The sequence below is a fragment of the Aestuariibaculum suncheonense genome (genome assembly GCF_014596935.1).
In the GTDB taxonomy this organism is placed as follows: domain Bacteria; phylum Bacteroidota; class Bacteroidia; order Flavobacteriales; family Flavobacteriaceae; genus Aestuariibaculum; species Aestuariibaculum suncheonense.
The window spans coordinates 228,003-245,956 of sequence record NZ_JACVXC010000001.1; the positions used below are offsets into that span (position 1 = coordinate 228,003).

12 protein-coding genes are annotated in these 17,954 nt (G+C 36.2%); 6 read left to right on the top strand and 6 right to left on the bottom strand.

All coding sequences use genetic code 11. The features are described 5' to 3' along the window. The first annotated feature begins 110 nt into the window (after nt 1–110). Both ICJ84_RS00965 and ICJ84_RS00970 read left to right on the top strand, forming a co-directional pair. The gene (locus ICJ84_RS00965; protein ID WP_188214490.1) at nt 111–3,395 is read left to right on the top strand and encodes a TonB-dependent receptor; all 3,285 of its coding nucleotides are present in this window, start codon (nt 111–113) and stop codon (nt 3,393–3,395) included. 96 nt (nt 3,396–3,491) lie between these two features. Beyond that, on the top strand, nt 3,492–3,932 hold the full coding sequence (locus ICJ84_RS00970) for a hypothetical protein (RefSeq protein ID WP_188214491.1): 441 nt from the start codon (nt 3,492–3,494) through the stop codon (nt 3,930–3,932). Nucleotides 3,933–3,968: 36 nt separating this feature from the next. Here ICJ84_RS00970 and ICJ84_RS00975 read toward each other — a convergent pair whose 3' ends face one another. Continuing rightward, the gene (locus ICJ84_RS00975) at nt 3,969–5,024 is read right to left on the bottom strand and encodes an endonuclease/exonuclease/phosphatase family protein (protein ID WP_188214492.1); all 1,056 of its coding nucleotides are present in this window, start codon (nt 5,022–5,024) and stop codon (nt 3,969–3,971) included. Between the two features lie 132 nt (nt 5,025–5,156). On the opposite strand from ICJ84_RS00975, the gene ICJ84_RS00980 reads away from it, so the two are divergent. Both ICJ84_RS00980 and ICJ84_RS00985 read left to right on the top strand, forming a co-directional pair. Next, complete coding sequence (locus tag ICJ84_RS00980; protein WP_188214493.1) at nt 5,157–7,925, top strand: carboxypeptidase regulatory-like domain-containing protein; 2,769 nt, start codon at nt 5,157–5,159, stop codon at nt 7,923–7,925. Between the two features lie 61 nt (nt 7,926–7,986). Next, nucleotides 7,987–9,291: a DUF5689 domain-containing protein gene (locus ICJ84_RS00985; RefSeq protein ID WP_188214494.1), complete on the top strand. Its 1,305-nt coding sequence runs from the start codon at nt 7,987–7,989 to the stop codon at nt 9,289–9,291. Nucleotides 9,292–9,344: 53 nt separating this feature from the next. Here the strand turns inward: ICJ84_RS00985 and ICJ84_RS00990 are convergent, their stop codons facing one another. After that, complete coding sequence (locus ICJ84_RS00990) at nt 9,345–10,313, bottom strand: endonuclease/exonuclease/phosphatase family protein (protein ID WP_188214495.1); 969 nt, start codon at nt 10,311–10,313, stop codon at nt 9,345–9,347. Nucleotides 10,314–10,390: 77 nt separating this feature from the next. On the opposite strand from ICJ84_RS00990, the gene hflX reads away from it, so the two are divergent. Then, nucleotides 10,391–11,602 carry a GTPase HflX gene (gene hflX / locus ICJ84_RS00995; protein WP_188214496.1) on the top strand — a complete coding sequence of 404 codons (1,212 nt, stop codon included), beginning with the start codon at nt 10,391–10,393 and terminating at the stop codon, nt 11,600–11,602. Nucleotides 11,603–11,637: 35 nt separating this feature from the next. Continuing rightward, nucleotides 11,638–13,884 carry a transglycosylase domain-containing protein gene (locus tag ICJ84_RS01000; protein WP_188214497.1) on the top strand — a complete coding sequence of 749 codons (2,247 nt, stop codon included), beginning with the start codon at nt 11,638–11,640 and terminating at the stop codon, nt 13,882–13,884. Nucleotides 13,885–13,903: 19 nt separating this feature from the next. On the opposite strand, the gene ICJ84_RS01005 is transcribed toward ICJ84_RS01000, so the two are convergent. From ICJ84_RS01005 to ICJ84_RS01020, 4 genes are all read right to left on the bottom strand, one after another. Further along, nucleotides 13,904–14,380 (bottom strand): hypothetical protein, encoded by a 477-nt coding sequence (locus ICJ84_RS01005; RefSeq protein WP_188214498.1) that lies wholly within the window; start codon nt 14,378–14,380, stop codon nt 13,904–13,906. 133 nt (nt 14,381–14,513) lie between these two features. Further along, the gene (locus tag ICJ84_RS01010; RefSeq protein WP_188214499.1) at nt 14,514–15,458 is read right to left on the bottom strand and encodes a DUF3078 domain-containing protein; all 945 of its coding nucleotides are present in this window, start codon (nt 15,456–15,458) and stop codon (nt 14,514–14,516) included. Between the two features lie 112 nt (nt 15,459–15,570). Continuing rightward, nucleotides 15,571–16,077 carry a DUF2480 family protein gene (locus tag ICJ84_RS01015; protein ID WP_188214500.1) on the bottom strand — a complete coding sequence of 169 codons (507 nt, stop codon included), beginning with the start codon at nt 16,075–16,077 and terminating at the stop codon, nt 15,571–15,573. A gap of 34 nt (nt 16,078–16,111) precedes the next feature. Continuing rightward, complete coding sequence (locus tag ICJ84_RS01020; protein WP_188214501.1) at nt 16,112–17,950, bottom strand: ABC transporter ATP-binding protein; 1,839 nt, start codon at nt 17,948–17,950, stop codon at nt 16,112–16,114. Between the last annotated feature and the right edge of the window lie 4 nt (nt 17,951–17,954).

The following is a 17,954-nucleotide window of genomic DNA, read 5'->3' on the forward strand; positions in this document are numbered from 1 at the left end:
AATAATGATGCGTTTTTTTTATCAATAATTCGCCAAGATATTTAACATGTTGGTAATGAATGTTTTCTGATTATACGTATTTTTACGACGACTAATTCAAATAATTAATTATGAAAAAAAGTTTACATTTTTTATTGTTAACTGTAGTATTCTTGTTTACTACAATTATGATGGCTCAGGTAACTACGTCTAGTATGAGTGGACGAGTTACAGATAATCTGGGGCCTGTTATGGGGGCGAATGTTGTTGCAACGCATACACCATCAGGGACCAGGTATGGAGCTATTACAAATGGAGAGGGACGTTATAACTTACCAGGTATGCGTGTAGGAGGACCGTACACCGTAGAAGTTTCTTTTGTAGGGTATGGTACTAATGTGACCAATAATATCACAATTGGTTTAGGTGCTGCCTATGTTCACGACGTGGTTTTAACGGAAGAAAATGTTTCGTTAGATCAAGTGGTTATTTCTGCTAAAAGAACAAAATTTTCAACTGAAAAAACAGGAGCAACAACTAACATTTCTAGTGAGCAAATGACGTCTTTGCCAACTATTAACAGAAGTATTTCTGACATGGCTCGAGTGTCACCTTATGCTAATGGTATGAGTATGGCAGGAGGAGATGGGCGTTCAACTAATTTTACAATAGATGGGGCTAACTTTAATAATAATTTTGGTTTAAGCTCTAGTTTACCTGGAGGTGGAAATCCTATTTCAATAAATGCTATAGAGGAGGTTCAGGTAGTGATTGCTCCTTTTGATGTTCGTCAGACAAATTTTATTGGAGGTGGTATTAATGCAATTACTAAATCTGGAACGAATAAATTTAAAGGTTCTGCTTATACATATTACACAAATCAAGATATGCGAGGTAACAGAATAGGCGACACAGATTTTGGTGAACGACCAGAAGCATCAACTTCAACTTATGGTGCAACTTTTGGTGGACCAATTATTAAAAATAAACTATTCTTTTTCGTTAACGCAGAGTCTGTGGTTCAACCAGGGCAAGTGGTTAACTGGAGACCTTCAGACGATGGGGTAGCCGATTTAGATTTGTCGCTTTCCCGTACTAGTATTGCAGATATGGAAAGAGTAAGACAACATTTAATAGATAATTATGGTTATGATCCAGGATCATATAATGATTATCCAGCAGATGAAACTAACAAAAAACTTTTAGTTAGAGTAGACTGGAATATTAACGATGCACATAAGTTAAGTGCACGATATAATTACACTAAAAACCAAGGTTGGAATCCTACAAATGGAAATTCAACAGATGCAGGTTTCCGAAATAGAAACATGGATCGTATTTCGCAATACTCTATGGCTTTTTCTAATTCAATCTATTCTATGGATAATCTTGTGAATTCTTTGTCTTTAGATTTAAATAGTAGATTTTCAGATAAGCTTTCAAATCAGTTCTTAGTTACGTATTCTAAAATTCAAGATGCTCGTGGAACAAATTCTTCTCCGTTCCCATTTATTGATATAATGAATGGTGTAACAACAACTGGGGAGCAAATTCTAGAGCCTTATATGTCGGCTGGATATGAGTTGTTTACTTGGAATAATGCTGTTAACAATAATACTTTTACTGTAATAGATAATTTAACCTATTATCTAGATAACCATAAAATTACAGGAGGTTTAAGTTACGAACACCAATTGGCCAACAACTCTTACATGAGAAATGGTACAGGCTATTATCGTTATGCTAGTATTGATGATTTTCTAAGCCAAGCAGCTCCAAGAGATTTCGCGCTAACTTATGGGTATAATGGAGAGAAAAATCCAGCCGCAGAAGTAGCATTTAATCAATTTGGAATTTACGCTCAGGATGAATGGAATGTTAATAATAATTTTAAGTTGTCTTTAGGAATTCGTGCAGATTACTTGAAATATGAAGATAATCTTATTCGAAATAATGCTATTTACGATTTAGATTTTGGAGGTAGAAAAGTCGATACAGGTAAGTGGCCAGATGCTAATATTCAGATATCACCAAGAGCCGGATTTATATGGGATATTAAAGGAGATCAAAGTATGAAACTTCGTGGTGGGACAGGAATTTTTTCTGGAAGATTGCCATTAGTATTCTTCACAAACATGCCAACAAATTCGGGTATGGTACAGGGAAGTTATGCAGCAGTTACAAGATATAATTCTGATGGGTCTGTAAGTAGTGCCGATCCAGCTTTAGCAGGCTTAGCAGGGCCGATGATTACTGATGTAGATGAAATGATTAGTAGGTTAAACTTACCAAATACAATTACCCCTGAAGATGGTGTTTTGCCAAGAGACGTAAACGGTGTTGATCCTAATTTTAAAATGCCTCAGGTATGGAAATCTTCGTTAGCTTTAGATTATGAAATTCCTGTGTCTTTTCCATTATCTGTTAGTGTAGAGGGTATTTACACTAAAAACATTAATGGTGTAATGCTGAAAAATTATAATTTAATGAAGCCTGATGCTTCATGGGAGCGTTTTTCAGGTCCGGATAACAGATATATATACCCTGCAAGTGCAGATATTGAGTATACTTCAAGAGATGCATATGTATTATCTAACACAAGCAAAGGATGGGGGGCCATAGGTAATATTACGGTAAATTCAGAACCTATTGAAGATTTAAGATTAATGGCTGCTTACACATACACCGAGTCAAAAGAAATTTCAGGTATGCCAGGGAGTAACGCAGCTTCTGCATACACAGGCTTAGTTCAGGTAAATGGGCCGCATTTACCAGAACTTCAACGTTCACAATATGTTGTGCCAAGTAAGTTAATCGGATCAGCTTCATATAAAATTCCTTGGTGGAATAACACATTAAAGTCTTCAACCTTGGTTAGTTTATTTTATTCAGGATATTCTCCAAACGGATATAGTTTTGTTTATTCAAATGATATGAATGGTGATGGTATTGCCTCTGATTTAATTTATATTCCTAAAGCTAAAGGGGATATTAATTTTATTACCGCAGAAGATGAAGATGCATTCTTTAATTTTATGGAACAAGATAAATATTTAAAAGCTAATAAAGGAGGATATGCCGAGGCTAATGCTGCTCGTAGCCCTTGGGTTCATAAGTTTGATTTAAGATTGTTACGAGAGTACTATTTTAATGTAGCGGAAACTAAACATACATTACAATTTAGTTTAGACTTTTTAAATGTTGGAAACCTTTTAAATTCTGAATGGGGTATAACTAAAAACAATAATATCTCAAATAATGGTAGAGTTTTGAGATATGAAGGTGTAGATGCAAATAATGAGCCTACGTTTTCTTTTGCTCAGTCTAATAGTAGTTATTTATCAAAAACTTACGATTATAATTATTTCTTTGGAGAAACTTGGAAGTTACAAGTTGGTGTTATGTATTCTTTTTAAATTACTAAGATATAAACTAAAACCCGCTTCAATTGAAGCGGGTTTTTTATGTTTTTAATTAGTACATTTGTTACTCTAATTTAAAAAATAATTTTCATGTTCTACGAAGTTGTAAAAAGCCTGCATTCCTATTGGGCATATTTGGTGTTTATTGTTTTAATCATTACAGTTGTAAATGTTTTGATGAAAGTATTTGGTAAGAAAGAATACGAAGCAAAAGATTTCAGACTAGCGCTTTTTACATTGATTTTAACACACACGCAATTATTAATTGGTATGATACTTTATGTCGTATCACCTCGATTAGAATTGTGGAGTGAATTAGGTGGTGGGGTTATGAAAAATCCGCTTGCACGTTTATATTTAGTAGAACATCCTTTAGTGAATATTTTAGCGATAGCAGCGATTACTATTGGCTATTCAAAACATAAAAAGAAATTAACCTCTCAGGCAAAACTAAAACCTATAGCCATTTTCTATACTATTGGGTTAGTATTGTTATTATCAAGAATTCCTTGGGATGCTTGGATAGGTTAAAAACATAAAAAGGCAGCTATTAGCTGCCTTTTTTATTTATAAATCGACTTCTTTTATTACATAAACATACACCGGAAAATGGTCGCTGTAGCCATCGGTAAAACCACCATTGGCAAAACTACGAAGCGGATAGCCTTTGTACTGGCCTTTATTCCCAATTAAATAATTCTTGTTATAAATACCGGCTTTATATAGTCGGAATGACGAATAGTCTTTATCTAACAAAGGTTTAGTCATCATAATTTGGTCAAACAAACTCCAGGCATCTCTGTAAGCTGTGGTGCCTAAGCCATCTTTAAAAAAAGTTTCATAAGGATTATAAATGCCTTTCAGTTTGATTTTATCACGATCATTTTCGGCTTTTAAAATTTTTTTTATACTGGTGTTGGTGGGGTCATCGTTTAAATCGCCCATAATAAATACTTTAGCATACGGATTGATCACCTGGAGCGAATCTACTAAATGTTTAGTCAGTTTTGCGGCAGCCTCACGTTTAGGTCTGCTTCTGGCTTCACCACCACTTCGCGATGGCCAGTGGTTGACAATAACGCTTATGGGGTCGTCTTCAAGCAGACCACTAACCACCAGTTGATCTCTGGTATAAACGCGTTTTCCACTTTGATCATCATAAATTTTTAACTCGTTACTAGTTGATGCTGTTGGCGTAAATAGCTTTTTCTGATATAATAAAGCCACATCGATACCTCGGGCATCCGGAGAATGGTAATGCACAATACCATAATCTTTATCACGCAGAAGAGAGTCGTTAACCAAATCTTCAATGACTTCTCGGTTTTCAACTTCAGAAATCCCGATAATAGCTGGAGAGTTGTGGGTAACTTCCATGCCAATATCGGCAATAACTTTAGCCATGTTTTGTACCTTTTTTTTATACACTTCAGAACGATTGGTTTTTAATTCCATTATCGGGCTGGATTCATCAAATTTGTTCGGATCGTTGATGGTGTCGAATAAGTTTTCCAGATTATAAAAGGCGATGGTGTGCACTTTAAAGGTTTTTTTAGATTGTGCAAAGGTTATCGTACAAATACTCAATAAAAAAATAGTGAATCCACGTTTAAAATTGTTCATTATAAAAATGTTATGTTATCGTTATTTTGGTTATAAAGATTCAATCAAATTTAAATATTAATTAGAAAAAATGTAAATTAGTGAACATTAAATTGCTGTTAAATAGCAAATTAACTAACTCTATGTTTTAATATGAAAAAAAAACTACTCATTTCTCTTCTTGGGTTTTTTTTAGTTTTCACCGCTTTTGCACAACAAACCATAATTACAGGTAGTGTTAAAGATGCTGTTTCTTTTGAACCCATACCCAATGTTACCATTTCAGTTGAAAAAACAATTTTATCCACACAAACCGATGCCACTGGAAAGTTTATTTTTTCGGATAACGTTCCTTTAGGGGAACAAATGTTAAGCGTATCGAAACCCGGATACTTTTCTAAACGATTTCCAATTGTTGTGAATGAAAACAGAACAGTAGACCTGTCTGATATTACACTGGAAGCCGATATGACAACGTCAGAAGGTTTATTTACCATTACCTTATCTGATGACGAATTAAACGACGATACTAGTGGTGCCGATAATATTTCGGGACTGTTAATGTCATCATTAGATGTATTTCAGCGAACAGCAGCTTTCGAATTTAGCTCGTCATTTTTCAGAGTACGGGGCTTAGATTCTGATAACGGTTTGGTATTGATTAACGGTATCGAAATGAATAAAATGTACAACGGTAGACCGCAATGGAGTAACTGGGGCGGGCTAAATGATGTTGTGCGTAATCAGGAATTAACCACAGGCTTGACCCCTTCGGCTTATAATTTTGGAGGTGTTTTAGGAAGTACCAATATTAATACCAGAGCTACGAATTATAGACCAAGTGGGCAATTGACCTATTCATCATCCAATCGAAGTTATACGAATAGGCTGATGGCAAGTTATTCAACAGGTCTAATGGAAGGCGGCTGGGCTATGACAGTGATGTTGTCAAGACGTTGGGGTAATGAAGGTTATCAAGATGCAACTCTATATGATTCGAAGTCGCTTTTTGCTTCTGTCGAGAAAGTGATTAATGATAAGCACAGTATTAATTTTACGTCTATTTATGCACCGAACCGGCGCGGAAAATCATCACCAAATACTCAGGAGGTTTACGATTTAAAGGGTATTAATTATAACGAATACTGGGGATGGCAAGATGGCGAAAAGCGCAATTCACGTATTAAAGAAGTGGAAGAGCCTATTATAATGTTGAATCACTACTGGGATATTTCGAGTAAGACAACGCTAAATACCAACATAGGCTATCAGTTTGGAAAAACAGGAAATAGCCGACTAGATTACGGAGGAACGCGTCTTAATGATGATGGATTTCCTGTTGGTGGCGGTTCTAACCCAAGTCCGGCTTACTATCAAAAATTACCAAGTTACTGGCTAACACCAACAGCAGGACCTAATTATGCAAATGCCTATTTAGCTGAACAGGAATTCTTGAATGATGGCCAAATAGATTGGAATAGTTTGTATCAAACCAATTTAGAAAACGTAGGGAATTATTCAACCTATATTTTATATGAAGATAGAAATGATGATAAGCAATGGACGTTCAATTCTATTTTAAATTCAGAATTGAATGAAAATATCATTTTAAATGCTGCTGTGAATTATAGAAAGCTGAGGTCTCAAAATTTCGCTGAAATTATGGATTTATTAGGCGGTAACGGTTTTTTAAATGTCGATTCTTTTGATGGCTTCCAGTTCGATTTACAAAACCCTAATCGTATAGCTATTGAAGGCGATAAGTTTAAATACAACTATAACTTATATGCAAACGTGTTGTCAGGCTATGCTCAGGCACAGTTTAAATACAATATAATCGATTTTTATTTGTCAGGAAGCATTACCAAAACCGATTATCAACGAGAAGGGTTGTATGATAACGAAGCCAATACCGGAAATTCACTTGGCAAAGGTGAAAAGTTAGATTTTACAGGAATTGGGGCCAAAGGTGGATTTACTTATAAATTTACAGGTAAGCATTTGTTTGATGTGAATGCGGGGTATATTACGCGTGCATCATCTTTACGTAATACATTTTCAAATGCGCGTGTTAATAATAATATTGTGCCAGACATTACGGAAGAGAAGATTACCTCGTTCGATGCGAGTTATATTTTCCGTTCACCAATCATTAAAGCCAGAGTTACCGGATTTTATATTAAAACGGAAGACGCCAATGAAATTTCGTTTTATTATGCCGATGGTGTAACAGGATTTACCGAAAGTTCAGAGTTTGTGAGTGAAATTCTTCAGGGAATTGATAAAAAGCATTTAGGGGTAGAAACCGGTATAGAAGCGCAGGTTACCCCAACTATTAAATTGAAAGGAGCGGCTTCATTAGGGCAATACACTTACGATAATAACCCGAATTTAATATTAACAGCCGATGCCGCAACCGCACCACAAGGTCCGGCAAATATGAAAGATTATAAAGTAGCCAGTGGTCCGCAAGGTGCGTATTCCGTTGGGTTTGAATATCGCGATCCCGATTACTGGTGGTTTGGTGCTACCGCCAATTTTTTCACGAATACGTATGTTGATATTAGTCCGTTAAACAGAACGGCTAATTTTTATAAAGATCCTGTAGACGGTTTACCATTTAACGATTACGATGAAGATGTGGCCAGGGCATTGTTAAAACAGGAACAGTTTGACGATTATATGGTTGTTAACCTGATTGGAGGTAAATCATGGAAAATAGACGATTATTATGTTGGATTCTTTGCAAGCATTGGGAATGTGCTGGATAAAGAATATAAAACAGGTGGTTTTGAACAAGGACGTGCAGCGAATTACAGAGAGTTAAGAGATGATGTAAATAACGATACTCGAGTATTCGGACCGAAATACTGGTATGGTCGTGGCGCTAATTATTTTCTTAATCTTTATTTCAGATTCTAAAGTATAAAACACAACATTTATGAACTGCGAAGCATTCAAAAAAAATAAAAAAAATAATATCATGAAAACAACGACTATATATTTAACTCTGGCCCTAAGTGTTGTACTGGCCTTTACGTCCTGTGTTCACGACGATGATTATTCGATTCCTAATTTGGAGGTTGAAGAACCAAGCATAGAAGCCAATACCACTATTAGCATTGTAAAAGACATGTATGACGGGAGTCTGGTAGATTTTGATGAAGCGAACAATGGGGGAGAATTGATTATTGAAGGTTATGTGGTGTCTAACGACGAAGCAGGTAATTTTTATAAAATACTGGTTATTCAGGATAAACCGGAAGATCCAACCGCTGCAATTCAATTAGATGTAGATGTTACGTCGTTATACGCTCTATACAAACCAGGACAAAAAGTGTATGTAAAGTTAAATGGTTTAGTTATGGATGAATTGAATAGTGTCCTGCATATTGGAGCCGCTGATGGTACCAGTGTAGGCAGAATTTCAGCTTTTGATTACGATGATTATATTATTCGCTCTACTGTAGTTGCAACAATAGTACCTAAGGTCATTAGTCCATCTGAATATAATGATAATTATATAAACATGTTGGTACAGATTGATAACATGCAGTTAAGCAGTGCCGAAGTAGGGCAACCTTATGCGAATGCCGATAATACATTTACCAAAAACAGATACCTTAAAAATTGTGAAGACAATTCACAAACAATCATTAGAAATAGTGGTTTTGCCGATTTTAAAAACGAGCTGTTTCCAGTTGGTCAAGGATCTATCGTGGCGGTGTTTAGTAAGTATAATTCCGATTATCAATTATTTATTCGCGATACAGAAGATGTTATGTTCGATAGCAGTCGATGTGATCCGTTATTCGAAGATTCTTTTTCTTCAGGAAACTTAAATAAATGGACAACTTACAGTGTTGTTGGAGATCAGGTTTGGTATTATAATACCTTTGGAAATCCAAATGATAGCGCGACAATGTCAGGATATAGCGGAGGAAATAAAGCCAATGAAGACTGGTTGATTTCTAAAGCTATTGACTTATCAGGAGTATCGTCTGCAACCTTAACTTTTCAAACTGTGAAGCGTTATGCAGGTAACGACATTGAATTGTATATGTGTACAGATTATATGGGAGGCGATCCTACAACCGATGGTACCTGGGTGCAATTATCTGCCGATTTCGATACGAACATTAATAGTTGGTCATCATGGACCGATTCTGGTGATGTAGATGTATCAGCAGCTGCAGGAGGAAACTTGTTTGTTGCATTTAAATATACCTCGACAACTTCGGCATCCTCAACCTATGAGATTGATAATGTTCAGGTATTTGGAGAATAGTAATGACGTTTTATAATAGAAAAAACCGCCTGAATGGGCGGTTTTTTTATGTCTTAGTTTTTCTTAAAAATAGCATAAACCGGGAAATGGTCACTGTAACCACCATGGTATTTAGTACCTACGTAAGTTCTGAAAGGTGTACCTTTAAATTTACCGCTAAATTGTTTTAAAAAGTCTTCATCAAAAATATTAGCTTTATAAAATTCTAGGCTATTGGGAGAGTTTTCAAAAAAGTTGGTAGAAATGATAATCTGGTCGAATAAATTCCACTGACGGCTATGATAGGTTGTGCCTCGACTGTAAGAACGAAGCGTTTCCATAGGATTATAGAGATTTTGAGATTCTACCAACGATTTGATACTAACACTAGACGGATCGTCGTTAAAATCGCCCATAATAATCAGTTTAGATTCTGGTTTTTCTGCCCTTAATTTACTAATGGCTTCTTCTAGGCGTTTCGATGCTTCAATGCGTTTGGGTTCGGTTTGTTTTTCGCCTTCTCGTCGTGACGACCAATGATTAACAAGTACGTTTACGGGCAAGCCGTCCAGTAATCCAGATACCAGTAAAATATCTCGGGTGTAATCTGGAGAACCGTCGTCATCAAATAAAGTGATGGTAAAGGTTTCTGAATGGGTAACTTCAAAAACATCCTGATCGTAAATTAAAGCCACATCAATACCGCGCTCGTCCGGGGAGTTGTAGTGTACAAAGCTGTAATTGTAATCTTCAAGGTGTTTGTATTGTATGAGTGCCTGAATAGCTGTGGCATTTTCAACCTCGGCAATTCCAATTAATGCCGGATGTTTACCGGTTTCTCTGCGTCCAATGTTGGAAATAGCATAACTTAATTTTCTAAGTTTGTTCTCATAGCGTTTTGGTGTCCATTTTTTCTTAGAAACAGGTAGAAAATCGTTGTCGTTGGTATGCTGATCGTCGTAGATGTCAAACAGGTTTTCAAGATTATAAAATGCTGTAGTATGTAAATCGGGTCTTACTTCAGCATCGTCAAAATCGGTCATAGAATCTTTTATTTGGCTCTAAAAATATAAAAATTAAAATGGATGCAATTATGTAACTTTGCATATTATTTAGAAGTATGTTAGAGAAAAAAGATATAAACTTAGAGAAAGCTGTATTAATAGGGATTGTCACTAAAGAACAGGACGAAACCAAATCTAAAGAGTATTTAGATGAGCTGGAGTTTTTAACCTATACGGCCGGGGGAGAAGTTGTAAAACGCTTTACTCAGAAAATGGAGATGCCAAACCCAAAGACCTTTATTGGTACGGGTAAAATGGAAGATGTTAGAGAGTTTATTGAAGAAAACGATATAGGTACAGCGATTTTTGATGACGAATTATCGGCTGCTCAAGAGCGTAACATTAGTAAAATATTAAACTGTAAAGTATTAGATAGAACAAATCTGATTCTTGATATTTTTGCGCAACGCGCCCAAACCAGTTATGCCCGTACTCAGGTAGAGTTGGCACAGTGTGAATATTTGTTGCCGCGTTTAAGAGGTATGTGGACTCACCTTGAGCGTCAAAAAGGGGGGATTGGTATGCGCGGACCTGGAGAGACAGAGATTGAGACCGATAGACGTATTGTACGTGATAAAATTTCCTTGTTAAAAGAACGTATTAAAACCATCGACAAGCAAATGTCTGTACAACGCGGAAATCGCGGTGCGATGGTACGCGTGGCCTTAGTAGGATATACTAATGTGGGGAAATCGACGTTAATGAATGTAATTAGTAAAAGTGAAGTGTTTGCCGAAAACAAACTGTTCGCGACATTAGATACGACGGTTAGAAAAGTGGTGATTCAAAATTTACCATTCTTATTAAGTGATACCGTAGGATTCATTCGTAAGTTACCAACACAGCTGGTCGAGAGTTTTAAAAGTACACTTGATGAGGTTCGTGAGGCCGATTTACTGTTACATGTGGTTGATATTTCACATCCTAATTTTGAAGAACATATTGAGTCGGTGAATAAAATTTTAGGTGAGATTGAGAGTGTTAATAAGCCAACCATTATGGTGTTTAATAAAATTGATGCCTATAAACCAGAACCATTTGATGGTGATGATTTCGAGCGTACCAAAAAGAACTATTCGTTAGAAGAATGGAAAAAAACTTGGATGGGTAAAATAGGCGAAAATGCCTTGTTTATTTCGGCAGTTAATAAAGAGAATTTAGAAGATTTTAAAAAACGTGTGTACGATGAGGTACGTAGAATTCATATTACACGTTTCCCTTATAATAATTTCCTCTATCCGGATTACGATGATACTTTAGAGTCGTAATTCGAATGGCTTAGGAAGCCCCAAAAATGAAATGAATGAAAGTACTATTAAAGCGAAAGTGGATTAAGTGGGCGATAATAGTAGGTGTGTCTGTCGTTGGTTTTTTTGCACTTATTTATGTAAGTGTTTTTCTCGGTGTTTTCGGGAAGCTACCAACCAAGGAAGATTTAAGTTCTATCAAGCAGGCTGAAGCCACACAACTTTTAGATAAAAACGGTAAGCTTATTGGTAAATATTACATTTACGACAGGCAGCCGTTAGAATTTAACCAAATTCCAAAACATATTATTGATGCTTTAGTAGCTACTGAAGATGTTCGGTTTTACGAGCATGATGGTGTCGATAATGTAAGTTTGCTTCGGGTATTTGTAAAGAGTATTATTCTTCGTGATCGTTCGTCAGGAGGAGGAAGTACCATAACCTTGCAATTGGCGAAAAACTTATTTGGACGTAAGGATTATGCCGTGTTTAGCATGCTTATCAATAAGTTTAAAGAGTCCATTATCGCCAAGCGTATTGAAGATATTTATTCTAAAAACGACATTCTAACCATGTATTTTAATACGGTGCCGTTTCCTGATAATACCTATGGTATTGAGAGTGCATCCCGCAAGTTTTTTAATAAACCGGCTATCGATTTAAATTATTCTGAAGCCGCTGCTTTAATTGGGACCTTAAAAGCAACCAGTTATTACAATCCCCGTTTACATATAGATCGTACCCAATCACGACGCAATGTGGTATTTCAGCAAATGGAAAAGTATGATTATCTAACGGAAGCTGAAGTTGATTCATTAAGAGCTCAACAACTGGTTTTAAATTACAAATCGTTCAATCACGATGTGGGCTTAGCGCCTTACTTTAGAGAAACCGTAAAAAAAGAGCTTACGACCATTTTAGAAACATTGAAAAAACCGGATGGTGAACCCTACGATTTGTATCGAGACGGACTGGTAGTTCACACCACTTTAGATTCTACCATGCAGGCTTTAGCCGAAGCATCTATGAAAGAGCATTTAACCAGTTTGCAACGAGTTCATGAACAGTCGTATGGTAAATACGCCCCTTGGAATACCAAGAAGGTGGTCGATGCTGCTATAAAGACCTTACCGGCTTATAAAATGTATAAAGCTAATGGCTTAACTGAAAAGCAGATTTTAGACTCCTTGTCTATAAAACGTAAAACGGAATTATTTGAGTGGACTGGAGATACGATAAAAAATGTTTCGACCATTGATAGTTTAAAACATTATCTGAAGTTTTTAAATACTGGAATGTTATCTGTGGAACCACAAACTGGCGCCATTAGGGCTTATGTAGGGGGAATTGATTACCGCTTTTTTAAATACGACCATGTATCTCAAAGCGAGCGTCAGGTAGGGTCTACGTTCAAGCCGTTTGTATATACGGCGGCAATTGAAGACGGTATGAAACCGTGTACCTATTTTTCGTTATCAGCAGTAACCTATACCGATTTTGATGACTGGACACCAACCAATGCCGGCGCTGAAGACACAAATGATGAGTATTTAAACTACAATCTGGAGACTGCGCTAAGTCAGTCGGTGAATACCATTGCAGTTAAGGTATTGAATAAGGTGGGAATTGAAAAAGTAGTTGAGCAAGCGGCAAAAATGGGTATTCAAAAAGAATTACCTCAAGAACCCTCTTTAGCTTTAGGTGTTGCCGAAATTAATTTGAAAGAATTGACCGGAGCTTATGCCAGTTATGTAAACGAGAGCAAACCGGTAAAACCGTACGCGATTAGTAAGATAACCGATAAAAACGGGCACGTTATTGCTGAGTTTAAACCAGAGATTACAGAAGAACAAGCCTATAGCGATTACACACGCGAAGTGATGTTACAAATCATGCAATCGACCGTTAATAGTGGAACAGCTACTCGATTACGTTCGTATTATAATCTGAAAAACGATATTGCCGGAAAAACCGGAACGACTCAAAACAATAAAGACGGTTGGTTTGTAGGGATTACACCTAAACTGGTAACGGTTACCTGGGTAGGGAACGATAATCACAGCATTGGGTTTAAAACCACGGGTATCGGTCAAGGTGCCAACTCAGCTTTACCTATTTTTGCAAAGTTCTATCAAAAACTGAATGCCGATGCACAATTTAATACGATTACCAAATCCAAGTTTGAAACACCTTCCGATGCCGTGCTTCAAGATCTAGATTGTGAACCTGAAAAACGTGATGGTTTCTTAAAACGATTGTTCGGAAACAAGAAAAAGGAACGTAAGTTTAAGAGGAATAACTAAACTAAAGGATTAGATTAATTTAAAAGTTTTGGATTTTATTTTTTTCATCTAAATACTTTTTTTCTGAAATTGATTCAATAGAATTTATATTTCCTTTTTTATCAAGAATTACCTTGGCATATTTTGGCAAATTACTGGTTGTTTGCATAATTGAAGAGTCTATAACAGGAGTGCCCTCAACTACAAATTTTGCTTCACCGTATATATAGGGAATAAACCAAAATTTAGAATAAACAGTTCCATTCATTAAAGCCATACAGCCAGGAAAAGCATCAATGGTGTTGCTAATCGCCCTGTCAATTCTAATTGTTTTAGTTGGAATAAATATAATTATGCTTGCTTTGTCTTCACCTGTTATTTTTTCTGGAGATGTTTGAAGTGAAGCTAGTTTTTCAAGTTCGATATTCTGTGTCGAAACAAGTGTAAAGTTAAATAAGTTTCTAGAGCATCCTGTTAAAAATGTACAAGTAATTATTAAAATGATAATTTTTTTCATTAGTTAAAGTGAAATTTTAAGGGCTTTTTTACTAAATATTTGGCCGGCAAATATACTTTTTATTTATAGATACAAAAGCGGCTGCCTTATTAATTTAAGACAGCCGCTTTTGTATTTTTTAAAAGTTAATTTTTTAGAACTTATAACTCAAACCAAGTGTATAATACGTTTGTAATTTATTGTCTAAATTATCAAACGTAGGTTCTTCTTGAGTAGGAATTGCAGTTGGATCGTATTGACCCAGAGCATAGTCTAATGCTTCCTGTCTGTTGTTTCTTAAGCCAAAATCGAAACCAACACCAATCATTTTCCATAAGGTGTAGCTAAACGAGTTGGTCCAGGTCCAGTTTGAGTAATTGTTACTCTTGTAACTTTGAAACATCGATAGATTGGTTTTAAAATTCACAGCACCGAAAGATCTGGTGTAATCGGCAACAATTTTAGCACCCAGAGACGATTCGTAAATGGTTTCACCACTGCTAAACACAAAATTGTAGTTTAAAGGGTGAATAACCACTATTAAGTTCTCAATTGGCGTCCAGGTGGCACCAATACCTAAATCTAAATAGCCCGGGTCGTTAAAGTTGTCTAAAAGCGTGGTGCGATACTCCATTAATCCAGAAGCGGCCAATGTTTTTGTGATATTTCTACCGTACAGCGATGAGATGTTAAACACATCGGTTGTTGGGTTGAAACTATCATCGTCATTCGGATCATCTTTATCGTCCAGCTTTACCCAGTTTAAGTTTGTGGTTAAGGCATTTCTCCAGAAAAATTTATCCTGAATTAAATTCGCGTAAGCATTTAAAGTAAATCCAATATTTCCGGATTGGTTGTTTGGTGTACCTTGCGAATACCAGTTGCTAAAGTTTGATAAGCTACCACCAATGGTACCAAAGGCACCGATTCTCCAGCCCGGTAAGGCATCAATTTTTGCTTGTATGGCTTTAACTTCAGCAGCTAGTGCATCGGCTTCAGCTTTTTTCTCTTTTTTTTGAGCTTCAAGTTCTTCTTTTGTTTGTGCATTAATGGATACCATGCCAATGAATAATGCCAAGATTAAAAGTGTTTGTTTCATATTGGTTTGTTTATGAATGGAGTATAAATATAATTTTAAATTAAAAGACTTACAATAAAAGCCGTAAATCATTACGGTTTTAGACCCGATTTTTGGTTAGAGTCACTTAAAATTATTTGTTTTTGTAAAGCGGAACGGATGAACAGGCTTCACCATACATAATGGATTTTGCAACAGGTTTTAATTTGGAAGCCAACATAATGTAGGCATTTGGTGGTACCGGCTTTTTCGAGCAGCCTTTAATAATTACGGGCTTATCGTTGTATTCACTAACTTCTAAATTATTAATGATGTCCTGGTACAGGCTGGTTTCTAAATCTTCTAAAGTTCCAATAACCGTATGTTTGGCATAAGGTTCTAAATGCAGGCTGATAAGCATAAAAGCCCATCCCGGAATAATAGCATCACTACTACAGGTTAAAGCGACATAACCGTTTTGGTATTGAGACCAGTCGTGTTCAGAAACCTGAGTTCGAAAATCTTTTTCACGTAAAACAAAGCCTTCAAAAAGCCAGTCTTTAATATCGAGAACAACACGAGGCCCTTTTGGATAGTAATCTTCAAGGTCTATAGTTATTAGCTTACTGTTCGCAACGCGATTTATAATGTCATCTGCCATAATGCAAATTTAAATAAAGTTTAATTAATGTTTTTTATTGATAGCCTTCGGCCTGAAGGGAAAACAAATGCGCATATAAATTGTCATTCTTCATCAGTTCTTGATGAGTGCCCAGTTCCAGAACTTTTCCATCTTGTAACACCAGAACTCTATCGGCCTGCCTTACCGTACTAAAACGGTGTGAAATAATGATACTCGTTTTACCTTCAGTAAGTCCGATAAAGCGCGTAAATACATCGCTCTCAGCTTTGGCATCTAGAGCAGAGGTAGGCTCATCCAAAATCATGACTTCGGCATTTTTCATATAAGCACGTGCTAAAGCTACTTTTTGCCATTGGCCGCCCGAAAGGTCTTGTCCGTTAGCAAAGCGCTTGCCTAATTGCTGGTTATAACCGTGTTTTAATTCTTTAACCACATCATTCGCCAGACTTAACTCCGCGGCGTTTTCAATTTTTGTTTGGTTCTCTAGCTCATCAATATCACCAATAGCAATATTTTCTTTTATCGTGAATTCATATCGGAAAAAATCTTGAAAAATCACTCCGAAAAAGGCTTGATACTCCGCTTTGTTAAATCGGTTGATATTAACTCCATCTAACAAAATGTCGCCGGAAGTCGGTTCGTAAAAGCGTAATAACAATTTAGTTAATGTGGTTTTACCAGCACCGTTTTGCCCCACAAAGGCTAATTTTTCACCAGCTTTAAGGGTGAAATTAATATTTTTTAAAATCTCATGGTCTGAACCCGGATAAGAGAAATGTACGTTTTTAAATTCGAAGCCTTCTTTAATTTTTTTCGGAAGAGGTATATCTTCTTTTGTTTTTGAAGCCACTGAAATATCAATAAAATCGAAATAATCTTTTAGATATAACGCGCTTTCAGAAATGCGTGTAAAACGCGAAAAGAATTCCTGAAGGTTTTTCATTAATCGGTTAAAAGATCCTGATAAAAATGTGAGCTCACCAAGAGTGATTACACCCGAAAGAACGCGATAAATGATAAACATGTAGGCCCCGTAATAACTTAAAGACCCCAGAAGATTAAATAAAAAACCTAAAGCAGAACGTTTAACGGCTAAGGTTCTGTTGAGCTCGTAATATTCTTCCGAAAGATTTTTAAAACGATCGACGATAAAGTCGGTTAAACCAAATAACTTGATTTCTTTGGCGGTTTTATCGTTGGCACCAATAAAGCGTAAATAGTCTAACTGGCGGCGTTCGGCCGTCCAGCTTCTCGCCAAAGAGTATTCCTGTTGACTAAAACGGACTTCGTTTATAAACGATGGAATAATACTTAAAACCAACAATAAAATAAGATACGGTTCAAAGTAAATTAATCCGGCAATTAAAGTAGCAATCGATACAGCACTTTGGGCTTGCCCTAGCACGTTAGACATTAAGCCAACACGACCGGTGGTTTGTGTTCTGGCGCGTTCCAGTTTGTCGTAAAATTCAGAATCTTCTAATAAACTAATATTAATCTGATTCGTTTTTTTTATAATGGTTACCGAGGTTGCAATATTGTATTCATCACCAAGTAATCCATCGGTTAACGAAATGGCTCTGCTTATTAAATCGGATAAAATGACTAAGCCAAATTCAATGGCAACATAAGTCCATAATTGGCTGTAATCGTAAACATCAAGTGAAATTTGATGTATAATTTCGTCGATTATTAATTTACCAATCCATAGAATTATTACGGGAAGCAGGGCGCCAATAAGCCTGCAAAAGGCAGAAAGTAAAAATAGTTTTTTATTGACATTCCAGATTTCTTTAAAGAAACGCGGAATGTAGGTAAGAGCATTAAAAGACGACTTTAAGTTATTTTTCTTAGCGCCGTCTTTTAATGATTTAGGTGTGCGTTTAGCCATCTAA